Origin of the sequence: Methylocystis sp. IM3 (genome assembly GCF_038070105.1) — a bacterium.
Taxonomy (GTDB): domain Bacteria; phylum Pseudomonadota; class Alphaproteobacteria; order Rhizobiales; family Beijerinckiaceae; genus Methylocystis.
Genome location: NZ_JBBPBZ010000001.1, coordinates 1 through 21825 on the forward strand (window position 1 = coordinate 1; position 21825 = coordinate 21825).

17 protein-coding genes and 1 pseudogene are annotated in these 21825 nt (G+C 59.9%); 7 read left to right on the plus strand and 11 right to left on the minus strand.

Annotated elements, in window-relative coordinates:
• The 5 genes from WOC76_RS00005 to WOC76_RS00025 all read right to left on the minus strand — a co-directional run.
• On the minus strand, positions 1-706 hold a 706-nt coding region (locus WOC76_RS00005; RefSeq protein ID WP_341431210.1), incomplete at its 3' end, for a glycosyltransferase.
• Between the two features lie 110 nt (positions 707-816).
• Entirely contained in the window at positions 817-1398 is a 582-nt protein-coding gene (locus WOC76_RS00010; RefSeq protein ID WP_341102485.1) for a YkoP family protein, read from the minus strand.
• A gap of 136 nt (positions 1399-1534) precedes the next feature.
• Positions 1535-2746: a class I SAM-dependent methyltransferase gene (locus WOC76_RS00015; protein WP_341431211.1), complete on the minus strand. Its 1212-nt coding sequence runs from the start codon at positions 2744-2746 to the stop codon at positions 1535-1537.
• Between the two features lie 6 nt (positions 2747-2752).
• Positions 2753-3817, minus strand: coding sequence for an AI-2E family transporter (locus WOC76_RS00020; protein ID WP_341102489.1), 1065 nt, complete (start codon positions 3815-3817; stop codon positions 2753-2755).
• Positions 3814-4971 carry a glycosyltransferase gene (locus tag WOC76_RS00025; RefSeq protein WP_341102492.1) on the minus strand — a complete coding sequence of 386 codons (1158 nt, stop codon included), beginning with the start codon at positions 4969-4971 and terminating at the stop codon, positions 3814-3816. The genes WOC76_RS00020 and WOC76_RS00025 overlap by 4 nt, the downstream gene beginning before the upstream one ends.
• Before the next feature lie 627 nt (positions 4972-5598).
• Here WOC76_RS00025 and WOC76_RS24145 point away from each other — a divergent pair.
• Positions 5599-6102: an HPP family protein gene (locus WOC76_RS24145; protein WP_445730563.1), complete on the plus strand. Its 504-nt coding sequence runs from the start codon at positions 5599-5601 to the stop codon at positions 6100-6102.
• 480 nt (positions 6103-6582) lie between these two features.
• Here the strand turns inward: WOC76_RS24145 and WOC76_RS00030 are convergent, their stop codons facing one another.
• Positions 6583-7992, minus strand: a complete 1410-nt coding sequence (locus WOC76_RS00030) for a DegQ family serine endoprotease (protein WP_341102494.1) — start codon at positions 7990-7992, stop codon at positions 6583-6585.
• Between the two features lie 516 nt (positions 7993-8508).
• On the opposite strand from WOC76_RS00030, the pseudogene ftsH reads away from it, so the two are divergent.
• Positions 8509-10334, plus strand: a pseudogene (gene ftsH, locus WOC76_RS00035) (ATP-dependent zinc metalloprotease FtsH).
• Between the two features lie 311 nt (positions 10335-10645).
• Here the strand turns inward: ftsH and hpnA are convergent.
• Positions 10646-11641 carry a hopanoid-associated sugar epimerase gene (gene hpnA / locus WOC76_RS00040; protein WP_341102497.1) on the minus strand — a complete coding sequence of 332 codons (996 nt, stop codon included), beginning with the start codon at positions 11639-11641 and terminating at the stop codon, positions 10646-10648.
• Positions 11642-12130: 489 nt separating this feature from the next.
• On the opposite strand from hpnA, the gene WOC76_RS00045 reads away from it, so the two are divergent.
• A complete protein-coding gene (locus tag WOC76_RS00045; protein ID WP_341102499.1) occupies positions 12131-13147 on the plus strand; it encodes an AI-2E family transporter in 1017 nt (338 codons plus the stop codon).
• Positions 13148-13190: 43 nt separating this feature from the next.
• Here the strand turns inward: WOC76_RS00045 and WOC76_RS00050 are convergent, their stop codons facing one another.
• Complete coding sequence (locus tag WOC76_RS00050) at positions 13191-13604, minus strand: hypothetical protein (protein WP_341102501.1); 414 nt, start codon at positions 13602-13604, stop codon at positions 13191-13193.
• 510 nt (positions 13605-14114) lie between these two features.
• Complete coding sequence (locus WOC76_RS00055) at positions 14115-14282, minus strand: hypothetical protein (RefSeq protein WP_341102504.1); 168 nt, start codon at positions 14280-14282, stop codon at positions 14115-14117.
• 608 nt (positions 14283-14890) lie between these two features.
• Here WOC76_RS00055 and WOC76_RS00060 point away from each other — a divergent pair.
• Positions 14891-15205 (plus strand): DMT family transporter, encoded by a 315-nt coding sequence (locus WOC76_RS00060; RefSeq protein ID WP_341102506.1) that lies wholly within the window; start codon positions 14891-14893, stop codon positions 15203-15205.
• 155 nt (positions 15206-15360) lie between these two features.
• Here the strand turns inward: WOC76_RS00060 and WOC76_RS00065 are convergent, their stop codons facing one another.
• Together WOC76_RS00065 and WOC76_RS00070 are read right to left on the minus strand one after the other, a co-directional pair.
• Entirely contained in the window at positions 15361-15711 is a 351-nt protein-coding gene (locus WOC76_RS00065) for an IS110 family transposase (RefSeq protein ID WP_341102509.1), read from the minus strand.
• Between the two features lie 76 nt (positions 15712-15787).
• Positions 15788-16438: an IS110 family transposase gene (locus WOC76_RS00070; protein WP_341431212.1), complete on the minus strand. Its 651-nt coding sequence runs from the start codon at positions 16436-16438 to the stop codon at positions 15788-15790.
• Positions 16439-16881: 443 nt separating this feature from the next.
• On the opposite strand from WOC76_RS00070, the gene WOC76_RS00075 reads away from it, so the two are divergent.
• The 3 genes from WOC76_RS00075 (at position 16882) to nrfD (ending at position 21796) form a co-directional block, all read left to right on the plus strand.
• On the plus strand, positions 16882-17535 hold the full coding sequence (locus WOC76_RS00075) for a cytochrome c3 family protein (protein ID WP_341102514.1): 654 nt from the start codon (positions 16882-16884) through the stop codon (positions 17533-17535).
• Positions 17523-20384, plus strand: coding sequence for a TAT-variant-translocated molybdopterin oxidoreductase (locus tag WOC76_RS00080; protein ID WP_341102516.1), 2862 nt, complete (start codon positions 17523-17525; stop codon positions 20382-20384). Before WOC76_RS00075 ends, WOC76_RS00080 begins: the two co-directional genes overlap by 13 nt.
• Before the next feature lie 104 nt (positions 20385-20488).
• Positions 20489-21796 (plus strand): NrfD/PsrC family molybdoenzyme membrane anchor subunit, encoded by a 1308-nt coding sequence (nrfD, locus tag WOC76_RS00085; RefSeq protein ID WP_341102520.1) that lies wholly within the window; start codon positions 20489-20491, stop codon positions 21794-21796.
• The last annotated feature ends 29 nt before the right edge of the window (positions 21797-21825 follow it).

Here is a 21825-nt window from a genome sequence, read left to right on the forward strand (position 1 = left end):
CAATTTCGTAATCGTCGGCCAAATGCTTGCCAAAACGTTCGAATCCTCCGATAGCCTCTAACGTGCGTCTTCGAACAACGATCGTTGAGCCGCAGCATGGATTAGCGAGACCGAAAGTGACCGCGACAACCATATTCGGCAAAAAGTGGCTATTAATGACAAGCGACTCGTGACGCGACCATATGTTCCTTGATGAAACGCCATGATAAAGACACGTCACAGCCCCAACGTTCTCTTCGTGCAATTCCGCCACCACGCGGGCCAAGTAGTCACGCCCGACCTCGATGTCGCTATCCGAAATGACCAGGATATCGTGTCTCGCCAAACTCAGGATATTCACGAGATTGGAAATCTTTCGATTAGGCCCATGCTCACGCGCGCTGACGATCAGATCGACAGACCCTTGGTTCCCGCGGCGGACGTGACGCGCATGCTCAGCGGCGCCGTCGCCATCCTCCCGCACGCCGCAAACCATGTGGACAACGCCCCCGTAATTCTGATCGAAGTACCCCGAAAGCCTGGCCGCCAAGCCCGGCTCGTCTCCGTGCAAAGGCTTCAACACGCTTACTGGCGCAGCCGGGGCAGAATTTGGCGCCTGCCGCCGCGGGAACTTGGTTACCGCCAGGATGGCAACCGCCAGGTAGACGCAACCGACGGCCGCGCCAGAGGCGCACACCATCGAAAGAATGGTCGGCCAGCTATGCATCTTCTCCTAACCGCACATTGGTGATCTTGATCGGCATCATCCGGCAGGATTGAACGTCTTGGATCCGTCCGCACTTATCTTAAAAAAAGATGGACGGACTGTTTGAGCAACTAATGGTTGTATCTCCGTTCCAGCGTCTGTCTCGAGAGGTAAGTTAAGGTACGATCGCGCCAAAGCGTATCGATCCTGATTGCGCTTGGGTTCCTCCTCATAACCAACAAGGTGATGAGGATATTTTCGCCGAACTGATGAAGCGCGTCTCCGAACGACAGCGGCTTGCGTCGAGAAACCCTCTCGAAACCATATTTCAACGCGATCCTGGCGATCTGTTCGGAACGGCCGCTAGAGCCTAGGCTCATATTTCCGCGGACTGCCTTTATGTCGCCGAGGTCCGCGTGCGCAGCAAGATAGCGAGCGATTTCAGATAAGGAGAGATCCAGGCAACGCTCGATGCGACGCGCGAACGCCAAGGTTGGGCCATCTATCGGTACGATGGGCACATGTTCATTCCAGAAATGAAGATCGGCGAGGCGATCCCCCGGTTGAAGCAAGGTTCCATCCTCAAGCGCGAAGGCTTCGTCGTTCTCGATAATCTGCAAGCGAAACAGACAGTCGGGTGAGTTTGAAAATTCAGTAATGTGAAGACGGCTGCGCAGACGACGGTCGATTGTGTCTACCAAACGGGTCAGCATCCAATATAATGAGGGGGGCTTCTGCTTAGCCCCAGAAAAGCGTGTTGAGGACATGCAATCAAGATATACAGGCGCCGTAAACTCTCCATTCGTAATTACCGCAATACGGAACTTATGGAGCAAGGATCGAAAAAAGTTACGAAACATACTGGTGTGCGCGCGTCCACGCTCGCTGAGAAGGTCTGCCGTCCTTGGGTTTCAATGCTAGCACCTGGGCAATAGAGAGCCAGCCTCGATCGAACGCGTAAGCCATCCCCGCGAGATAAACTCGCCAGATGCGATACGTTTCGGCCCCTGCTGCTTCGATGGCGCTTTCCTTGTGTTGTTCGAGCCCTTCGGACCAGTGCATTAGGGTGCGTGCATAGTGCGGACGGAGATCCTCTATATCGATGACCTCTAATCCCGCGTCCGCGATTTCCTGCACGATCCTTGAGAGGGACGAAACCGATCCGCCTGGAAAAACATAGCGTTCTATGAATGCCCCGCCGCTTGGTCCGGATTTCGAGCCGCCGGTGGCAATGATCCCGTGGTTCAGAAACATCCCGCCAGGCTTGAGTAGCGCCGCCATTTTCCTAAAATACGCCGGAAGCGCTGAGGACCCTACGTGTTCGTACATCCCAACCGAGACGATCTTATCGAACGAGGCATTGTCGGTAAGCTCTTTGTAATGTTGCAGCGCAATCCCTGTCCGATTGCCCAGATGCGCGAGTCTCCCTTGAGCCTCCTCAAACTGGCGTTCGCTCAGCGTAATTCCGAAGCCGAGCGCTCCATAGCGCTCTGCAGCCCAGTGCAATAGAGCCCCCCAGCCACATCCGACATCAAGCAATTTCTCGTCCGCCTGGAGCAACAGCTTGCGGCAGATATGATCAAGCTTATACTCCTGCGCCAGGTCAATATCCTCATTTCCGTCATGGAAATAGGCGCAGGAGTAGACGAGGCGCTTGTCCAGCCAGAGTTTGTAGAACTCGGTAGAAACGTTGTAGTGGCGTCTCACATTGGCCGCGTCCTCGTCGAGCGAGTTCGCACGCATGGTGAGATTTAATATTGACTTCAGAAAACCCAACGCGGGGGTTTTCTCTAATCTTTCGGAAAGGCGAACGCCGGCTTCAATAATGTCTTCCGGGCGACCCTCAACCTTGAGGCCACCGCTCACGTAGGCGTCTCCTAACGCAGAAAAGTTGCCGCGAAGCAAGGACCTCCATTGTTTCGGCGACGAAAACGTAATCACGACCGTCGGCGAATCCGCAAAGTCAAAGACGACTCCGTCCCAGAACACGAGACGCAAGGGCGGCGATGCCTCGGCGAACGCTTTTCTCAACCGTGACAGTGCGTTTTGTCGGATAAACATGGCTCCTCATCCCACCGGCGCTTCATCCCGCAGAACCACGAGCGAGGTTTTGATCGTTAGGGCTACGGGAGCGGCGAGGATGATTCCCGGAACGCCGAAAAGCGTTCCGCCGACTAGGAAGCAGAAAATAATGACCACCGGGCTGAGCGTCGCGGCGGCGCCGAGCACCAATGGACCAAGTAGCTGGTCGATTGTCAGCCGCAGGAAGATCACGTAGAGGGCGTAGGCGACCACTGGGCCAAGTCCTGTAGCGTTTTGAATGGCGACAAGGCCGCCGATGAGCGCCGATGCGCCCGGCCCGAGAACCGGGACCATCTCGAGGAAGCCGGTGAGCAAGGCGAGAAAAAAGGCATGTTTCAGACCGAGCACGAGTCCGAGTCCGACGTAAGCGGCGAGCGTCGTGCTGGCAACCACGATAAGGACGCCAAGGACGTACCTCCATAGCAGCGGTCCCAGCCTTGCCCACACCCGTTCGATCGCCTGGCGCTTATCCGGCGGCGCGAGCCAGAGAACGCCCTGCACAATCTCCGGCCCCTGCACCAGTAGATAAAACAAAAGCACAAGGACGAGAATCGATCCGAAAACGGCGGCGAAGGTTAATGTGGCCAGCTCAGTAGCGCGGCCAGTTTGGGCAATCCAGTCGCGCAGACCGCTCGTCGCCGACTCGGCGATTTGCGCAGCATCCATGTTTTTTCCCAAAATCACGACCGCCCGGTCATCGACGAGGCTATGCGCAAAAGCCTCCAGGATCGATCGCAGATCGGTAACGAGACGTCCGAGTTCGCGCCAAAGCGGCGGGAGGCCCAGCCACCCTCCTGCAATTACGATCGCCACAAGCGCAGCGAAGACAGCGACCGCCGATCGGATCCTCGAGAACCCAAATCTCGAGGAAATCCAGTTCACAAGCGGATTGAGGAGGTAAGCCAACAAGCCGGCGAGGACGAAAGGCAGGAGCGCCCATCTCATCTCATGGAAGACGATCACAGAAATTGCGAAAACGATGGCGAGCGCCGCGCCGCTCGCGTTTCCTTGCGCCGGGAGTCCAAAAGGCCAGCTTCTCGTCTGCGTCATCGATATACACGGCCTTTCCAGCTAATGCGGCCATTGATCCGCCACTGAAGGCTCTGTGCCGCGATCCAGGCGCCGAGCGAATACCCCAGCGGAAAAAGAAGCCCGTACCAAAGAGGAATGCCGAAGAAACGGGCCCCGGCGAGATGGAGTCCGAATGCGGCCGTAGAGGCCGTGAGCGCAAGACCGAGCGCTTCGCAGGCGAAAGGCGCGTGAAGGGCACATGCGGACGCGTCTATGAGCGGAATGGCGATTGCCGCCCAGGCAAGAAGAACCGCCCCCATCGCCGTCCAGATTGTGCGGGCGGGACCTCCAAATGTTTCGACAAGATTCTTGGCGAGACCGGCTCTCAGCGCCCGCCAGTCGCGGTACATGCGCGTGGAGAGCAGCTCGCGCCCGTCGAGAAGGGCGACGCGCCCGCCATGCTGCTTCAGCCTCCGGGCAAGCGCGACATCCTCGCAAATCGCGCTAGCGACGGCTTGGTGTCCGCCGACTGAGAAATACGACTCAGCTCTAACGAGAAGAAACTGGCCAGTGACAGTCGTGTCCGCGCACTCTTCCGATTGCAGCTTTTTCAGATTCTGACAAAAGGCCAGGCAAAAGAGTCCACAGGGCAGCACAAGTCTCTCCGTCCATGTCCCCAAAATTTGTTTCGGCGCAAGCGACAGGAGATCTAGCGATTGCGCCTCGGCCTGCTTGATCGCTGTGACCAGCAGCCCCGGCTCCACCGCAACGTCCGCATCGATAAAGCATATCCATTCGGGTGGATTATGGATGTCTTGCGTTGCCCCGGTCCAGCATGCGTGGGACTTCCCCACCCAGCGCGGTGGAAGTGGCGGGCTGGCGAAAGCACAAAAGCCCTCGTGCCGAGACGTCGCCCTATGCGCGATACGCAAGGTGTCGTCGCTCGAGTGGTCGTCGACCACTCGAACGAAAATTCGCGACCTGGGATAGGTCTGGCGCGATAGCGCATCGATACAGGCTGCGATATTGAGCGACTCGTCTCGCGCCGGCACGACGACGAGGACGCTCGAGGCCGGCGGCGGGGACAGCGAGACATTTTGGCGCGCGTCTGGAAGCAGGCGGCTTTGCGCTATCGCTCGGTAGATCAAAATGGCGACGGCGGCCGCCCATATGGAAGTAATGACAAGCTCCATTCCGTTTCCTTCCCATAACGGAAACGAACGAATGCGACCAGAAATGGTTCCGCCTGTTGGACTCGCAGCAGAGCTTTCAATCCGGGAACCGTTCCTTTTCAATGGGTCCGGATCGTAGAATTTAGAACTCAGCCGCTGAGAAGGACGTTCAGGAAAAAGCGCGAAAGGGCCCATCTAATTCGGACGAGGTGAAGACAGTCGCGCAAAGGCAAGGCCGTCGCGATACTCGGCGGCCCCTCTTTCCGAATGCCGGAATGTCGGTCCGTTTCCCGCCATCGGTCGAGACCGTTGGTGTGGGCCGCGCAAAACTCCCCTTCGGCGGTCTCTTTCCATCGGCGCTGCATGGCACGGAGGATGTCGCGGCCATCACGCCGATTGTGACGACCGGCGTCGCGCCTGCAACCAGCAGTCTAGACTCTTACGTAAACAGCGCAGGCATCGTTGCGGTAAGAAATCAGATAAGCTCTGCTATAGAGGACGGGATCAAGCCTGGTGCTCTCGCTGTGAGTTCTGAAAACGGGCGGTTCGTTTCAGCCAAAAATGATTGCGCCTTTTGTCCCCGGTAAACTAGAGGCGAACAAACCCGGCTTGGGCTGGTTTCAGCCATAAGGCAGAAACTCCGGAACCGTGAGGCGAGTTTTGTCGGGCCGTATTCTTCGAGAGCGCGCATATGCCGCACTTCTCTCATCCATTGTACTGGTGGCGATTGGCGGCCTTGGGATTTGGGCAAGACAGCCCTGGCTGTTCCCAAGCCTCGGACCGACAATCTTTCTCCAAACAGTCACGCCCAACGATCCGGGCGCAAGGCTTTGGAACACGCTGGCGGGCCACGCTGCGGGCGTTTGCGCAGGGTTTCTGGCGCTTTTCCTTGTATCGGAGTCCCTCGCAACGCCCACCGACGCGATGTCGCCGGCGCGGGTTGGCGCAACGGCCTTTGCGGTGGGTCTGACAATAATGGCTCAATATGTTCTAAAGGCTCTACATCCGCCTGCAGCCGCGACAACAATGTTGGTGACGCTCGGGGGGCTGAAACCTGACTGGGGCTCTGTCTTAGCGATCGCCATGGGCGTCGCTCTGGTCTCGGCTTTCGGGGAAGCCGCCCGCCTTCTGCATCCCGAACGAAATAACTAAGATTCGGCAGTGCCGTTGCCATAGCCGTGAGTTTTAAAATACCATATCGAACTCTGTTATCGGTCACCCCATAGCCGACGTTCGTCGTGATCATAACCCTGTTGATGGATGGTGACGGAGGGTCGTTTGGACGAACTCTAAATCAAGTCCGCGATGCGTGTCTCCAGTGAAGGAGTAACTTGTGGTAGTGTCACGCTCCGAAATGAATCCGGCCCACAAGCAAGCCGCGTCGGAGGATTCAGCTCCAGCTGAGCGCCTTTTCGATCAGCCGCTGCATCGCTTCCCTGCGTATAATCTGCCAATCCGCTCAGCCGATCTTGTAGGGCTTCTCCGCGGCCGCCTGCAGGCTGGCCTCTCGCGACCGGAGCCGGCCGCAGGCGGCAAACGCAAACGGCATATTGGCTGCCTTCCCAAGCGTCCACCCAGCCCGCGTCACGCCGCTTTTCGAAACCTTTCCACAGAGCGTTGTTTCGCGGATAATTAGGCGACGGCGACGAACATCAACGCGCCGCCGCGCCTTACCTCCAGCAGCAGGGGCTCCCGTTTTGATCGCGCGCGCAAGATGTGATCGAACTGGCGCACCGAGTCGACAGGCGCGCGATCGACGCGCGTGATGATGTCTCCTTTCTCGAGCCCCGCAAGCGCCGCCGTGCTTGCCGGCTGGACCTGCTCGACATAGACGCCACGGAGCCTGTCGTACTCCGGATCGGACGCTGGAATCGGGCCCACCGTCAGACCCGAAAGGAAAGCCCTCTTCCTCTCTACGGGCGGCGGCGTTTCCGCCGCTTCGCTTCGCTCGGCCTTAAGTGTTGCCATAACGGTCTCTTCGTCGCCATTGCGCAGCAATGTAAGGCGAATCGTGACATCAGGCCTTTTCTCGCCAATTCGAATGCGCAAATCATTGGCGCTGGTCACGGCGATGCCATCCATCTTAATGATGACGTCTCCGGGTTCGATGCGGGCTTTCTCGGCGGGGGAACCGGAAAAGACATCGGCGACTAACGCGCCCGAAGCGACGTCAAGTTTCATTGCTTTCGCGAGAACCGGGGTGAGCCTCTGCAGGCGCACGCCAAGTTCTCCGCGCGATATCTTGCCGAACTGGATGAGCTCCTGCGAAATGGCTTTCACCATGTCGATAGGGATCGCAAAGCCCACGCCGACGTTGCCCCCGCTCTGACTGAGGATTGCGGTATTCATGCCGATGAGCTGGCCGGCGGCGTTGACCAGAGCGCCGCCCGAATTGCCCGGATTGATGGAGGCGTCGGTCTGGATGAAATCCTCATAGCCTTCGATGGCTAGGCCGCTTCTGCCCAGTGCGCTGACGATGCCAAAAGTCGCGGTTTGGCCGAGGCCGAACGGATTGCCGATGGCGACGACATAGTCGCCCACCTTCAGGTCGCTTGACGTGCCGAGGGGCATCGCCGCTAGATTATCCGCCTCGATCTGCAAAACGGCGATGTCTGTCGCGGGGTCGGTTCCAACCACTTTCGCGTCGAACTGGCGGCGATCCAGAAGCGTGATTTGTATCTGCTGCGCGTTCTTCACCACGTGATTGTTGGTGACCACATAACCGCGTGCGGCGTCGATGACGACGCCTGACCCGACCGCCTGAAACCGTTCGGTTAGCGGGCCTTGTGGAATACCGAAAAAGCGTCGGAACAAAGGATCCTGAAAGAGGGGATTCCGCTCGACCTGCATGGTTCCTTCCACGGCGATGTTGACGACCGTCGACGACGCCTTCGTGAGCATCGGCGCGAGCGTCGGCAGGCCTAACGGCGGCGTTGCAACGGCGAAATCGGCGCCGCGGGGCTGATCTTTCGCAAGGCAAACGCCGTAGCCCGCAAACCCGAACAGAGCTAGGCAAACCGTAACGATACGAGACCGTGTCATCGTCATCCTCCATGGCGAAAACGAGTGAAACGCTTATGACCGTCGAAAGCAGATTCATCAGAACGAGGGCGCCAGCAAAGCAAGAGTCCAGTTTGTGGTTGTCGCCGATCCCGGGGGCGTTGATGACGCCCGCGAGGGCTTTCGAGCCTTTCTCCCAAATGCACTGCAAGGCTTCGTCAATGCGCCTACCGCCGACAGGTTCCGCGTCGGTTGTCGCAAAGGCGCGTCCCGACGCCGATATCAACGCGGGGGCGCGCTTGATGTTCAGGCGAACTGTCGACGCTAAAACTTCTACCCAGACCGAACGATCCGTCACCGTCACTGCCCGCCAGCTGGTATTACAGCGCGTAGGGAAGCAACATACGCGGAGGGAAACAGAACTACGTTCACCAGATTAAACGCACGCGATAATGTTTGGCCGTCCCGATGGCTTGCCACCAATAAGGGCCGTTTTTCTTTGAGAGGGCGTTTTGAGGGAGGTTCGCCGTCGAACGGAGGCCGGGGCATGGGTGGAAGATGGGCTTTCAATATCTGCTTCTTGCCGTTATCGCGATCCTGGTCCTGCAACAATATTGGAGCGCGGCGCAGAAGGTGGACGTTATCCCCTACAGCGAGTTTGAAATGCTGCTTCAGGAGAACAAAATCGCCACGGTCGAGGTGTCGGAGCAATATCTTCGAGGGAAGCTGAAGGCGCCCCTGCCTGACGGGCGCAAGCAGGTAGTCGCCGCTAGGGTCGACCCGGCCATTGCGAAAGAACTCGAGACGAACAAGGTGAAATTCTCGGGCGTTGTCGAGAATACCTGGGTCTCGACTCTGCTCTCCTGGATCATCCCCACCGCCTTGTTTTTCTTTCTGTGGAGTCTGCTGGCGCGCCGCATGAATCAAGGGCTCGGCTCAATGATGTCAATTGGACAGAGCAAGGCCAAGGTTTATGTCGAAAAGAATACGAAAGTGGGCTTCGCCGACGTCGCTGCGTCGATGAAGCCAAGGAGGAGCTTCAGGAGGTCGTCGCCTTCCTGAAGGATCCGGCGACCTACGGACGTCTGGGCGCGCATATTCCGAAGGGGATACTGCTGGTGGGACCGCCCGGCACGGGCAAGACCTTGCTCGCCCGGGCCGTCGCGGGCGAAGCCCGGGCGCCGTTCTTTTCGATCAACGGCTCCGAATTCGTCGAAATGTTCGTCGGCGTCGGCGCGGCGCGTGTAAGGGATCTCTTCGTTCAGGCGCGCGCCAACGCGCCCTGCATCATCTTTATCGACGAACTCGACGCCTTGGGGCGCGCGCGCGGCGTTTCCGGATTCCCCGGCGGCCATGATGAGAAAGAGCAGACGCTCAACCAGCTGCTCAGCGAGCTCGATGGCTTCGATCCAACGGTCGGCGTCGTCTTGTTGGCCGCGACAAACCGCCCCGAAGTGCTCGACCCGGCGCTGTTGCGCGCGGGCCGTTTCGACAGACAGATTAGCGTCGACCGGCCCGATAAAAACGGTCGCATCGCCATTCTGAATGTGCATCTTAAGAAAATTCGGCTTGCGGCGGATGTCGATCCAGCGCAAATTGCCGCCCTCACGCCTGGCTTCACGGGCGCGGATCTCGCGAATCTCGTCAATGAGGCGGCGATGCTTGCGACGCGCAGGGAGGCTAAATCCGTCTTTTTGGAAGATTTCGTCGCAGCGATCGAGCGCATCGTCGCCGGGCCCGAAAAGCGCCAGCGCCTGCTCAATCCGCAGGAGCGACGCATTGTCGCCTATCATGAAATGGGACACGCCATTGTTGCGATGGCGCTCCCGGGAATGGACCCCATCAAGAAGGTTTCAATCATTTCGCGCGGGGTCGGCGCGCTCGGCTATACGATGCAGATGCCGACGGAAGACCGATATTTGATGACTCGCTCGGAGTTGATGAACCGCATGGCGGTTTTACTCGGCGGTCGCGCCGCGGAAATGCTCGTTTTCCATGAAGCGACCACTGGCGCGGCTGATGATCTTCAGAGAGCGACCGAAATGGCGCGGGCAATGGCTGCGCGCTATGGGATGGAGCCGGATCTCGGCCAGGCGACCTATCTCTCGCAGCAGCCCTTGTATCTCAATCCTAGAGGCCTGAAACCACAGCAGGCGGAGGGCAGCGAGGAAACCAGCGCGAGGATCGATCGGGCAATTCGCGACCTCATTGCGCAAGCCTTTGCGCGCGCCGACGCGATCCTGAGAGAATGCGCCGAGATTCACAAGGACTCCGCGCAACGGCTGTTGGTGAAGGAAACTTTCGTCGAGGAGGATCTGACGCCCATTTGCTCAGCCGTTCGCGCCTGCGCCGCATCGAAGGCAGCGATGGAGACCGACGCTTAGACGCCCTTGATGGGTTCGGCGGCACTAGCCTTTCGGTGGTGTTTATGTGCAAGGCCTGCATTGTGCCCGGCGTCGCGAGAGCCGCTCGCGTTCGCGACGACGGCTCGCGAAGTCCGGCAGCGCTTGCGCACCTCGACTAGGCGACAAGGCTCTGAGCCTCCCGATCCGGTAGCCCTTGCCTTAAGAATAGGTATGCGCGGAGCTCAACCGGAGGACTCCACCGGGGCTTGGTTGGCATGCGCCCTTGGGCGCCGCGCATTCCAGTTTTCGCATAAACGAACTCAGCGCCGGTGGGGCAAGGCGGTGGTGCATCACCCTCTGGAGGGGCCCGTTTGGTGAAACCATTCGACTGCGTCTCTCACGGCCAGCCGTGCGGGCCGCGTTTCGTAGCCAAGTTCGCGCCGGGCCTTGTGGTCGTCAAAGAACATGCGCGTGCGGGACATTCTCAGGCCGTCGCAATGAAGGAAGGGCTCGTAGCCGATCAGTCGGGCGCCCCATTCATTGACATAGGCCAAGGGCATGAGCGGTCCCGGGGGCAATTTGAAACGCGGCGGCGCTCGACCGGTTACGCGGGAAATTTCGACCAAAAGGTCCAGTAAAGTCATATTCTCGCCACCAAGAATATAACGCTCGCCGATTATCCCCCGCTCCATGGCCGCCAAATGGCCCGCAGCGACGTCATCGACATGCACAACGTTAAGGCCGGTATCGACGAACGCTGGCATCCCGCCGCGCACCGCTTCCGCGACCAGTCGGCCTGTCGGCGTCGGTTTGACGTCGCCCGGCCCAAGAGGCGCCGCTGGGCAGACGATCACGGCAGGCAACCCATCCTTCTCGACCATCCGCTCGACCAAATGCTCAGCGACGATCTTGCTCTGCTTATAGGCGCCAATCGCCTTTTCAGGAGAAAGCCGGCACATCTCTGTGCAAAGATGGCCATTGGCGGCGGCGAGGGTGGCGACGCTGCTGGTGTGCACAACACGTTCGACGCCCGCGCGCAACGCCTCGCGCATGATAATCTCAGAGCCCCGCACATTGGCGTGAAACATCGTCTCCCGATCCGGCGCCCAAAGCCGGTAATCCGCCGCGATGTGGAAAACCCGGCGCACGCCCTTCATGGCGGCGCGGACGCTTTCCGCATCGGTAATGTCGCCCTCGGCGGTCTCGCACTGCGGCGGGATATTGTCTTTGGAGCTGGTTGGGCGCGCGAGCGCCCGCACTCTCTCGCCTTTCGAAATCAGCAGCCGTGCGACAGCTCCGCCGATGAACCCGCTTGCGCCCGTCACCAATACAATTTCATCACTCATTTTATCCAGCGCGAAAACTTCGCCTTGGCGCTATAGCCCCGCCACAGGCTCATGTGAAGAGTTTACAGAGGCGCGCAGCATTTTGCGAGCGTCGCCGTTCAGCTTCAACCTCCAGGAAAATGCAGACAGGAACACTTCTTCCAAGGCGTTGATTGATCAGGTGAGGGGGCGGGCATGTGCGAAAATAATTCAGGTCCTGCATCAGGCGCTGCTTTACGCCTCATCTCCAACCGCCCGAAAGAACGAGTGCTCTTGACCGAGAAGCTTATCGGGCGCTGACCCTGGCGCTAAATGTGACGCGGCGGGATCCGGAGGTGCGGGTGTCATATTTGCAGCGCTGAATCGATACTTCGGGCAGCGATCCCGCTAGGGCATTACTGGGCTTCTGCAACGCTCGCGCCTTGCGATGCGCGCGGAACCGGCTCCCGGCGAACGGGTTTCACCGCAAAGCGGCGAACTGCGAACAAGCCAGGGGATCAGGCTGCTGCAATGTTAACAACCACGGAATTTACAAAGCGCGCGTCTATTTTCGTCTGCTTGGCGCTTGCGCCCGTTCTGGTTTGGTATCTCTTCGACGTGGTTCTGATTGCGGTCGGAGCCTTGCTGGTCGCCACATTGTTGAGCCTGGGCGCGTCGCCCTTCCGGAAAATAAAGGTCCCGTACAGCGTCGCGCTCATGCTCTCGGGACTATTGATCGCCAGCGTCATTGGCGGCGCCGGGTATCTTTTCGGCTCCGGCGTGATTTCCGATCTTGGCGTTGTTCTCGCCAGGATCGAGGAAGCGAGGCAAAGCGCTACGGCGGCAATGCAAGAATCCGATTTCGGCAAGTCCGTCATGCGTCATCTTGCAAACGCAAATGTTCCGATTGGTCAACTCCTCGGCGGCATTTTTCGCGTCAGCGCCACGTTTTTCCTGGCTATACTGGTGACCATTTTCACGGGCGTTTATATCGCCGCGCAGCCTGTGCTCTATCGCACGGGAATATTCAAGCTCTGCCCCGATGCATGGCGTAACGAAATGAACGACGTCATCGATCACCTCGAGGACGGGTTGCGCCTCTGGCTTCTTGGCCAGCTCATTGAAATGGTCATCATCGGCGCTCTTTCTGGCGCCGCCGTTCTACTCATCGGGCTCCCCTCCCCGCTTGCGCTCGGCCTGATCGCCGGCATTCTGGAATTCATTCCCTATCTCGGCCCTATCCTCTCCGCCTTGCCGGCCATACTTGTCGCTGTCACAGTAAACCTCTCCGCGGTGCTGTGGACAATCATCGCCTATCTCCTCATCCACCAGGCTGAAGGCCATCTAATCATGCCGTTGATCCAGAGACAGTTGACCTACATCCCACCCGCGGTGATGCTGCTCAGCATTGTAACGATAACTGCGCTATTCGGAGGACTCGGAGCAATTTTTGCTGCGCCGATCACCGTGATCGCCTTCGTGCTGGTCAATAAGCTTTACGTTCGCGATACTCTCGGAGAGCAGACGTCGCTTCCCGGCGAAAAGTGACCGCCTATCGGGAGCCGCGCGATTTTTTGTGACGATGAGGCTTTTAGCGGGGGACCTTGGGATGAGTCGGGGTCACGGCGGCGCGTGACGACACCCGTGGCACAACTATCTGCTGTGGTTGTTCCTGGATCTGCGGCAGCGGCGAATAGGCAGATTGACCTCTCGCCGCGATCAACGCCATCGCTTGCATGATCGGAATGGCGCCGCTCTCGAGATGGCTTCGCTGCTCCTCATCAAGTCTGCGCCGCTCGTTTCCATGCGACGCGAAGACGTTGGGGGACGGAAAAGCCTTCGGTGTCGGTGCGCTTCGCGCGGGGACATTCCAGTTGTAAAACGCAACCATCGCGGCCAGCGCGACCGCCAGCGCCACGAGTATGCCGATCCCAAAGAAAAACACCCGAAGCGCGTCGACGCCAAGTGGCGCGACCTTTTCCTTTTCCGGCGCGTTCTGGCTCATGGCGGCAACCTCACAAGCGCAGCGTCCGCGCCGGCCCGAAGGTGAATGCGCCAACCAGACAGAACATGCCCGCGGCGGCGAGGATCGCCGAGCCGAGCCGCGCGCGCCGAATGGCGGCGCGATCAGATAGGCGTAATAGAAGGCGACGCCGACGAGCGCCGTCGCGCCGATGAAGCGCAACGCCCTGCGGCTCGAGCGGATCCGCTCGAAAAGTAGCGCGCGCCAATCGGCAGAAGGGCGCCGAAGAGGAAGGCGAGTCCGCCGACGAGCGGCCATGGCCATCTCTCGCGGAACGAAAACCAGGAGACCCTGCCAGGCAGGTTGCCTTACCAGATCACGAGATAGGCGATGAAATTCAGGTAAACGAGGCCTAAGCGACGTCAGCAACAATCGGCGAGATCGGCTTCGACGAGGACATGTGGCTCGCCGTCAGCTTCTGCACATCCGGCGATTGACCCGACGAAGGGCGCCGCGTGCGGACCATGTCGATTGCGTCAGATATTTGATTGGCTAGGAAATACGTGAGCGTCCCTCGACGAGAACTACGTCGCCTTGGTCGCAGAAGTCGTGCAAGCGCTCGATCGATTCAGGCGCGGTGAGCGGATGCGCTTCGACCTCGGTCGTCAAATAACGCGCGATGGACAGGCCGATGGCGTGAAGCAGAGCGTTCAGTTTCATCGCCGATGCATTGCCCCTCCTAGAAGTAATCCGATGCGGGCGACCTGACGCGCCGCGTCGCAGCCGCTTTCAAATCGCACCAATGGACGTTGCGCCACCGATTGTCGCGTTAAATAGTGGCGGCGCTGGCGCCTTCAATCTGGGCCCTCGCGCGGGAGCCCTTGTGATTACCCCCCGCGACGCTAGCGCGACGTGGTAGGTCAATGGCGGTAGCTTCCGGCGTCTTTGCCGCTCGCACGGGACGGCGAGGCGGCGTGGAGTGCTGGCAATGCTTCTTTCAGGCAATGGCCGCACAATCGGAACTGCGGACGGTATAGACCGATGCTCCCGCGGACGGCGCCGGCGCCAGAGCGGATACCAATACGTGAAATAAAGAAGGCCCACGACCGAGACATGCATCCCGGTCAGGCTTTCCGTAGTCCTCTCGCCGCAAGGCCATAGCGAGGCGAAGTCATCCAGCCCTAGCGTTCCGACCGAAACAAAAAGCAGAAACCAGAAGCCGTTTTCGCGAATTGAAGGGCGTGACCTTCGGATGAACCGGCGTAGCGTTCATTTTGTTTGAGCTTAGTGCGGCGGCGCTCCAAAACCGTCGGTCTGTGAGGTGGGGTATGAACTGGGTGATTTTGCTGGTTGCGGCTATATTTGAGGTCATCTGGGCTGTCTGGCTAAAAGCGGCAGGGGGCTTCACAAGAGTTCTGCCCTCGATGGGCATACTCGCCGCGATGGGCGTCAGCGCGGGGTTGCTGGCGATTGCCGTTAGGTCTCTGCCGATCGGCACGGCCTACGCGGTCTGGACAGGCATCGGTGCAGCGGGAACTGCCACGACGGGCATAGTCTGGCTTGGCGAGCCGGCGACGCCGCTTCGGCTGCTCAGCATCGGTCTTGTTGTGCTCGGCGTGGTCGGCCTTCGGCTTACAGAATGACGCGTGTCCCTGGCTGTATCGTTGCTCTCCAATGACCCCCTATTGGTCATTTGACCTTGAGATTCGCGCGGGCGTGGGGGGTCCCACCGTTTGTAAAGTCCGGTCAAGGGTGGGGATAGCTGAATTTCGCGAGGAGGCTCGGGTTGAAGATTGGTCTAGAATTCGAGCATGGCGCAGGGGACGGCCAGCAGGCGATCGGCGACCGAGCGTAGGGCACGGCCGTGACCATGGCCTCGGGCGCGCAATGCGGCATATTTGGCCCGACTTCGCGGATCGTGCTGCACGGCGGTGCGGGCCCAATGGTATACGGCGTTGCGCAGCCGGACGTGCGCCGCCTGGTGCATGAGCACAATCTTGCTCTTTCCCGATCGTTTCGTGATTGGCGCGACGCCCCACAGGCAGCGCAGCGCGTGGTAATCTCTGCATTGCAGTGCGTCCTGAGCTTCTGCGAACAGTGTGGCGAGGACGATTCTGCCGACGCCCGGCAAGGATCGCAGGATCGTCACGTCGCGCTCCTCTTCTCTCTGCCCCTCCGCATCGCCCTCTCCACCCGCGAGCCGTTCGGTCAGACGATCGATCTCGCTATTGGTCTCGCTGATCTGGCGGTTGACCAGCGCGACGCGGTGAGCGACGGCGTCGAGATGGCCGTTGCGGCGCTCGCTGTTCCACAGGCAACGAGAAATTCGCCTTGAGCCGCTCCAGGACCTCAGCAGCAGTGATGCGGCGGAGGCGGTAGCGCTTGACGAGACCTTCGACCGAGGCTTCGCGGACGCGCTTGGCCTTGACGGGCGTTGGAGCCAGGCGCCACAGCTCGAGCATCCAATCCGCGGTGACGTCGTCGGAGAGTTCGAGAAACTGCGGATAGTAGCGCCAGAGCAGTTCGCGGACTCGATTGGAAAGGCGGTTGCGTTCTACGCGAAGGTCGCCGGCGACGCGCGGCCATTCCCGCAATACTGGATCGAGCGGCGCCAGCAATCGGAAGCTGCGCCTGTCGGTGCGCAGCGCGTCCGCCAGCGCTTCAGCGTCGCGGCTGTCATCCTTTGCGCCGGCGGGCGAGAAACGGTCGCGGAAGCGATCGAGTTGCTTGGGATTGATGGCGTAAACCTGGAAGCCCCGCTCGGGCGCCGCGTCGGCGGATTTGAGAATCCAATCGGCCATCTCCTTCAGACCTTCGCCACCATGCGCGAAGGTGTGTTCGCCGATCTTGGCGCCTTTGGGGTCCGACAGGCGCACGTGGTGCGTCTGCGACGCCCAATCGACGCCTGCGAACCAGTTATTCTCATCCTCCATGTCGAAACCCCCGTTGTCACGGAGCCGCCGCGATGTCAGCCATTCCCTGTAATGGCGCTCAAAGGCGCGATGGCGCCTGTAGTTCACGAGCGGTGGCTTCATGGTGCCGAAATGGTCACCGCAGCTTAATGACCGGTCAGCGTGACATCCCGTGACGACGGGGGGAAAGGTTGTCGATCGATCGCAGTAAGCCCCGCAAGGGCCGGCATATGGTCAAAGATCAGCTTTCGGATAGGCGATCCTTGGCCTTTCCTCGGCCTTCGCATAGCCTCATCGGCGCTCACAAGGGCGCGCACCGCTCTCCCCTGATTTCCGATTATGGACAACGGAAGCGAGACTCCTAGTTTCTCAGGCTAGGCGGAGGTCGCGACGGGAGAGAAGAGACATTGGCCGCAATCTTCAGACCCTCCGCCAATCTCATCGCGAAGCTTGGGCTTGCCGGCTGCGCCGTCATGCTGTTCTCCATCGTCCTTCTGCTTTGGTTCGGACCGCGCAGCGATTACGCGCGAAACGTCGGACTGACGTTTTTACAGCCCGCGCCCTTCAGCCATCAGCATCACGTCAGCGGACTAGGCCTCGATTGCCGCTTCTGCCACACATCCGTCGAAGCCTCGTCAAGCGCCGGGATGCCGCCGACCTACACCTGTATGACCTGTCACTCGCAGGTCTGGACAAATGCGGCCATGCTCGCGCCTGTGCGGGAAAGCCTCGCGAAGAACAAGCCGCTCGCCTGGCGTCGCGTCACCGACCTGCCCGACTACGTTTATTTCAACCATAGCATTCACATTGCCAAAGGGGTTGGCTGCTCTAGCTGTCACGGTGACGTCGCGCAGATGCCGCTCACTTTCAAGGCAAAGTCGCTCACCATGAAATTTTGTCTCGACTGCCACCGCGATCCTGGCCCCAAACTCAGGCCAAAGGACAAGATCTACGACACGCATTGGCGTGAAGCCGACGAGACTCGTTCGTCCGACGCGCTGCTTGCCGAATATCGGATTGGCGGTCGAAAGCTGACGGATTGTTCGATATGTCACAGATAGCCAAACAATGGCGCAGTCTGGACGAACTCGTCGCTGACGCGGCCACGATCGAGCGCCTTTCGGATGAATTTCCTGACCTGGCCGAGGCGCTAGCGTCGCCGCAGAATCGACGACGCGTCATTCGCATGCTCATCGCCTCAACTGCCGCCGCGAGCCTTTCAGGATGCGGCGACGAGGGAACGCGGCTGGTTCCCGCTGTTCGGGCGCCGGAAAACATCGTGCCGGGCCTGCCGAACTTCTTCAGCGGCGCGCACTTGCTAAACGGATATGCGACGGGGGTAATCGTCGCGCACCGCATGGGCCGTCCGATCCGAGTCGACGGCAATCCGCTTCATCCTGCAAGTCTCGGCGCCGTCGACGTATTCGCGCAAGCAGAGCTGATGGAGTTCTACGACCCGCAGCGCGACTGGGCGATAAGAAAGCGCGGCGAGCCGGCGAGCGAAGGCGAACTCCAGCAAGCACTCGCGCTCGAGCGCGACGAAATTGTTTCATCGCGTGGCCGCGGCCTGCGCATTCTGACTGGCTCCACCACCTCGCCAACCTTCGTCGCGCAAATTGACGCGCTGCTCAAGGCCTATCCAGAGGCGCGCTGGATTCAGTGGGAGCCGTTTTCCCGCGTCAATGTCGCGAAAGGCGCTCAACTCGCTTACGGGCAAGCTGTGGAGTCCATACCGAATCTCGAGGCCGCCGAGGTTATCCTTGCACTCGACAGCGACCTTTTGAACGGTGCGCCGGGCAGTCTGAGCTTGGCGCGACGATTCGCGGCGCGCCGCAACCCGACGCGAACGGCGCGGATGAACCGTCTTTACGCGATCGAGACGATTCCGACGCTCACCGGCGCCATGGCGGATCACCGCTTCGTCGCCGGTCCGCAGGAATTGAACCGCTTGGTCACGACTCTCGCCGCCGCGCTCCTGGCCGATGAACCGATCGTCGCGCCGCAGTGGCTTGACGCAGTGGCCGCCGACCTCAGAAGCCACAAAGGACGTGCGCTCATTCATGTCGGGCCGGAGCAACCCCCGGAAACGCATGCGCTGGTCCATGCGATGAATGAAGCGCTGGGCGCAAGGAACAACACCTTCTACCTGATCGCACCCGTCCTGCGCGACGCCGGCGACGCGCACGCTTTGTCGGATCTTGCGGAGGAAATGCGCAAAGGCGACGTGCGCGCTCTGCTTATTCTCGACGCCAATCCCGTCTTCGCTGCGCCAGGCGCAGTCGGCTTCGCGGAGGCGATGGCGCGTGTTCCCTTCACCTTCGCCCTCTCGCGATCGCCCAACAAGACAACCGACGCGGCGCTCTTCGCGGCGCCGCTGCTGCATCCGTGGGAAAGCTGGAGCGACGCGCGGGCCTTCGATGGAACCGCGACGATCGTTCAACCGCAAGCTCTGCCGCTCTACGGCGGCTATGACGCACACCAGGCGCTGGCTCTCCTGACTCAGGCTCAGCCTCCGACGACGCTCGATATGGTGAAGGCGGTATGGGCGTCATTGCGAAGGAACGACGCCAAGGACGCCTGGAATGCGGCGTTGGCGAAAGGAATTATCGAAGGCTCCGCCGCGAAAAGGTCAAACGCCACGCTTAGGCCCCAGGCGCGCACCTTATCCCCGCCAGATGTTCCTTCGGGAACGCTAACGCTACTTTTTCGTCCCGACCCCTATGTCTGGGACGGGCGCTACGCCGCCAATCCATGGCTGCGCGAATTGCCGCGTCCGCTGACGAGGATCACCTGGGACAATCCCCTGCTGATCGCGCCAAAGACGGCGCGGCGGCTCGAGCTTGAAAATGGCGATATCGCCCGCGTGACCGTCGGCGCTTTTCAGGCGACGGCGCCGATCTGGATTGTTCCAGGACAGGCGCAGAATTGCGTGGTCGCGTCGCTTGGCCTTGGCGAAAATCAGGAGATCGGCGGCTATGATTATTATCCACTCATGGGCCGCAACACCGAACTGAAGGTCGAAAAGACCGGAAAACGCGTTGATATCGCCAGCGTCGAGCGCCACCAGCTGATGTTCGACATGGCTGGTCACTTTGTGCGCACGGGCGCTCTGGAGGAGTTTTTGAACAACAAGGATTTCCTTACCGAGCAGGCCGCGCCTGGCGCAGAGCAAAATCTCTATCGCCGCGAACCAGAAGGCCCGGCGGCGTGGGCAATGAGCATCGATCTCAACGCTTGCATTGGTTGCAACGCCTGCGTTGTCGCCTGCCAGGCCGAAAACAATATTCCTGTCGTCGGCAAGGATCAGGTGTTGCGCCAGCGCGAATTGCACTGGCTCAGGATCGACCGCTATTACGAGGGTGACGCGGATCAACCAAACGCCTATTTTCAGCCCGTGCTTTGCATGCACTGCGAAGCGGCGCCCTGTGAAACAGTATGTCCCGTTGGCGCCACCGTGCATGACTCAGAGGGCCTCAACGTCATGGTCTATAACCGCTGCATCGGCACGCGGTTCTGCGCCAACAACTGCCCCTATAAGGTGCGACGTTTCAACTATTTCGCCTATGCGCGCGAGGAGCGGCGCTCGCCGCTGGCGCGTAATCCGGAGGTGACGGTGCGTGCGCGCGGCGTGATGGAGAAATGCACCTTCTGTCTGCAGCGCATCGCCGCGGAGAGAATCGACGCCGACCGCGAAAACCGCCCCGTCGGCGAAGTGACGACAGCCTGCCAAGCGGCATGTCCGACGCAGGCTTTCACTTTCGGAAATCTCAACGAGAACGGATCCGCTGTAGGGGAGCGCAAGCAGAGCCCGCTTAGTTATGCGCTACTTGCATCACAAAACACGCGCCCGCGCGTCTCTTACGAAGCGCGCATCGTCAACCGCAATCAGGAAATCGGAAAAACGCGATGACTCTGGCTTCGGCGCCGAACGCGCGCGAATTTCCCGTGTCCAAAAATCGAGCGCCGCCGCGACCAGACGATCCGATCGTCCTCCCTGGCGAAACGACGACGTCCATGACGGACCATATTTGCGCCGTTCCGTTGGCCAAACACGCGCCATTCTGGTGGTGGGCGTCGTTGGCTGTATCACTGACGCTTCTTTTTGCGCTCGTCGTCTCCGTGGCCTGGCTGTTTTATGCCGGCGTCGGCGTGTGGGGCGTCGACTGGCCGGTCGCATGGGGTTTTGCCATCATCAATTACGTCTGGTGGATCGCCATCGCCTCCGGCGGCACGTTCATTTCCGCGCTTTTCTATTTGGCGGGGGTCGACTGGCGAAATTCACTGAACCGTCTCGCCGAGACGATGACCGTCTTCGCAGCCGCTTGCGCCGGCATCTTCCCGATCATGCATCTCGGCCGCCCGTGGCTCTTCTATTGGCTTTTTCCCTTTCCCAATACGATGACGCTCTGGCCTCAGTTTCGAAGTCCGTTGCTATGGGACTTCTTCGCCATTCTCGCCTATGTCACGTCGTCCCTGCTATTTTGGTACTTCGGTCTCATGCCCGATCTTGCGACGCTGCGCGATCGCGCCACAACGCGCAGCCAACAGCTCTTCTATGGCGTATTGGCGCTCGGCTTTAGGGGGACGGACCGGCAATGGCGTCATTATCGCGCGGCATACGGCGCACTGGCGGCGATCATGGCGCCGATGGTCATCTCCGTGCACAGCATTGTTGGCCTCGATTTCGCGGGCGCTGCGACCGTCGGCTGGCATTCGACGCAGTTTCCGCCGTTTTTCGTCTTCGGCGCGCTGCTCTCAGGCTTTGCGACCGTACTGCTGCTTATCGTGCCGCTTCGTGGGTTGTTGAAGCTGGAAAGCTTCATTACGGGGCGGCATTTCGATATTCTCGGCAAGCTGCTGCTGGCGAGCAGCTTGTGTCTCGCCTACGCCTACCTCATGGAGGCGTTCACGACGTACTATGGCGGCGATCGCGCCGAAATCCTTTCATTTAAGAGCAAGATCGCGGGAGAATACGCCATCCTCTACTGGGCGACGATCGCCTTCAACGTGCTTGCCCCACAGCTGATGTGGAGCCAACGCCTCCGCCTAAATCAAATCGTTGTGATCGGCGTCGCGCTTGGCGTGATTGTCGGAATGTGGCTCGAGCGATACGGGATCGTCGTGATGAGCCTGCGGCGCACCCATCTACCGTCGGCGTGGGGGGATTATCACGCGACGATCTGGGACTGGCTATCGCTTTTGGGCTCGGTCGGGCTCTTCGCCGCCGGGATCCTGCTCGCCGTGAGATTCTTCCCCGCGATCTCCATGTTCGAAATGCGAGAGCTCGTCAAGAAGTCTAAAACCTCCTCGCAAGAGCGTTGACGGAAACCGCGGACATGCAAACCCGAGCA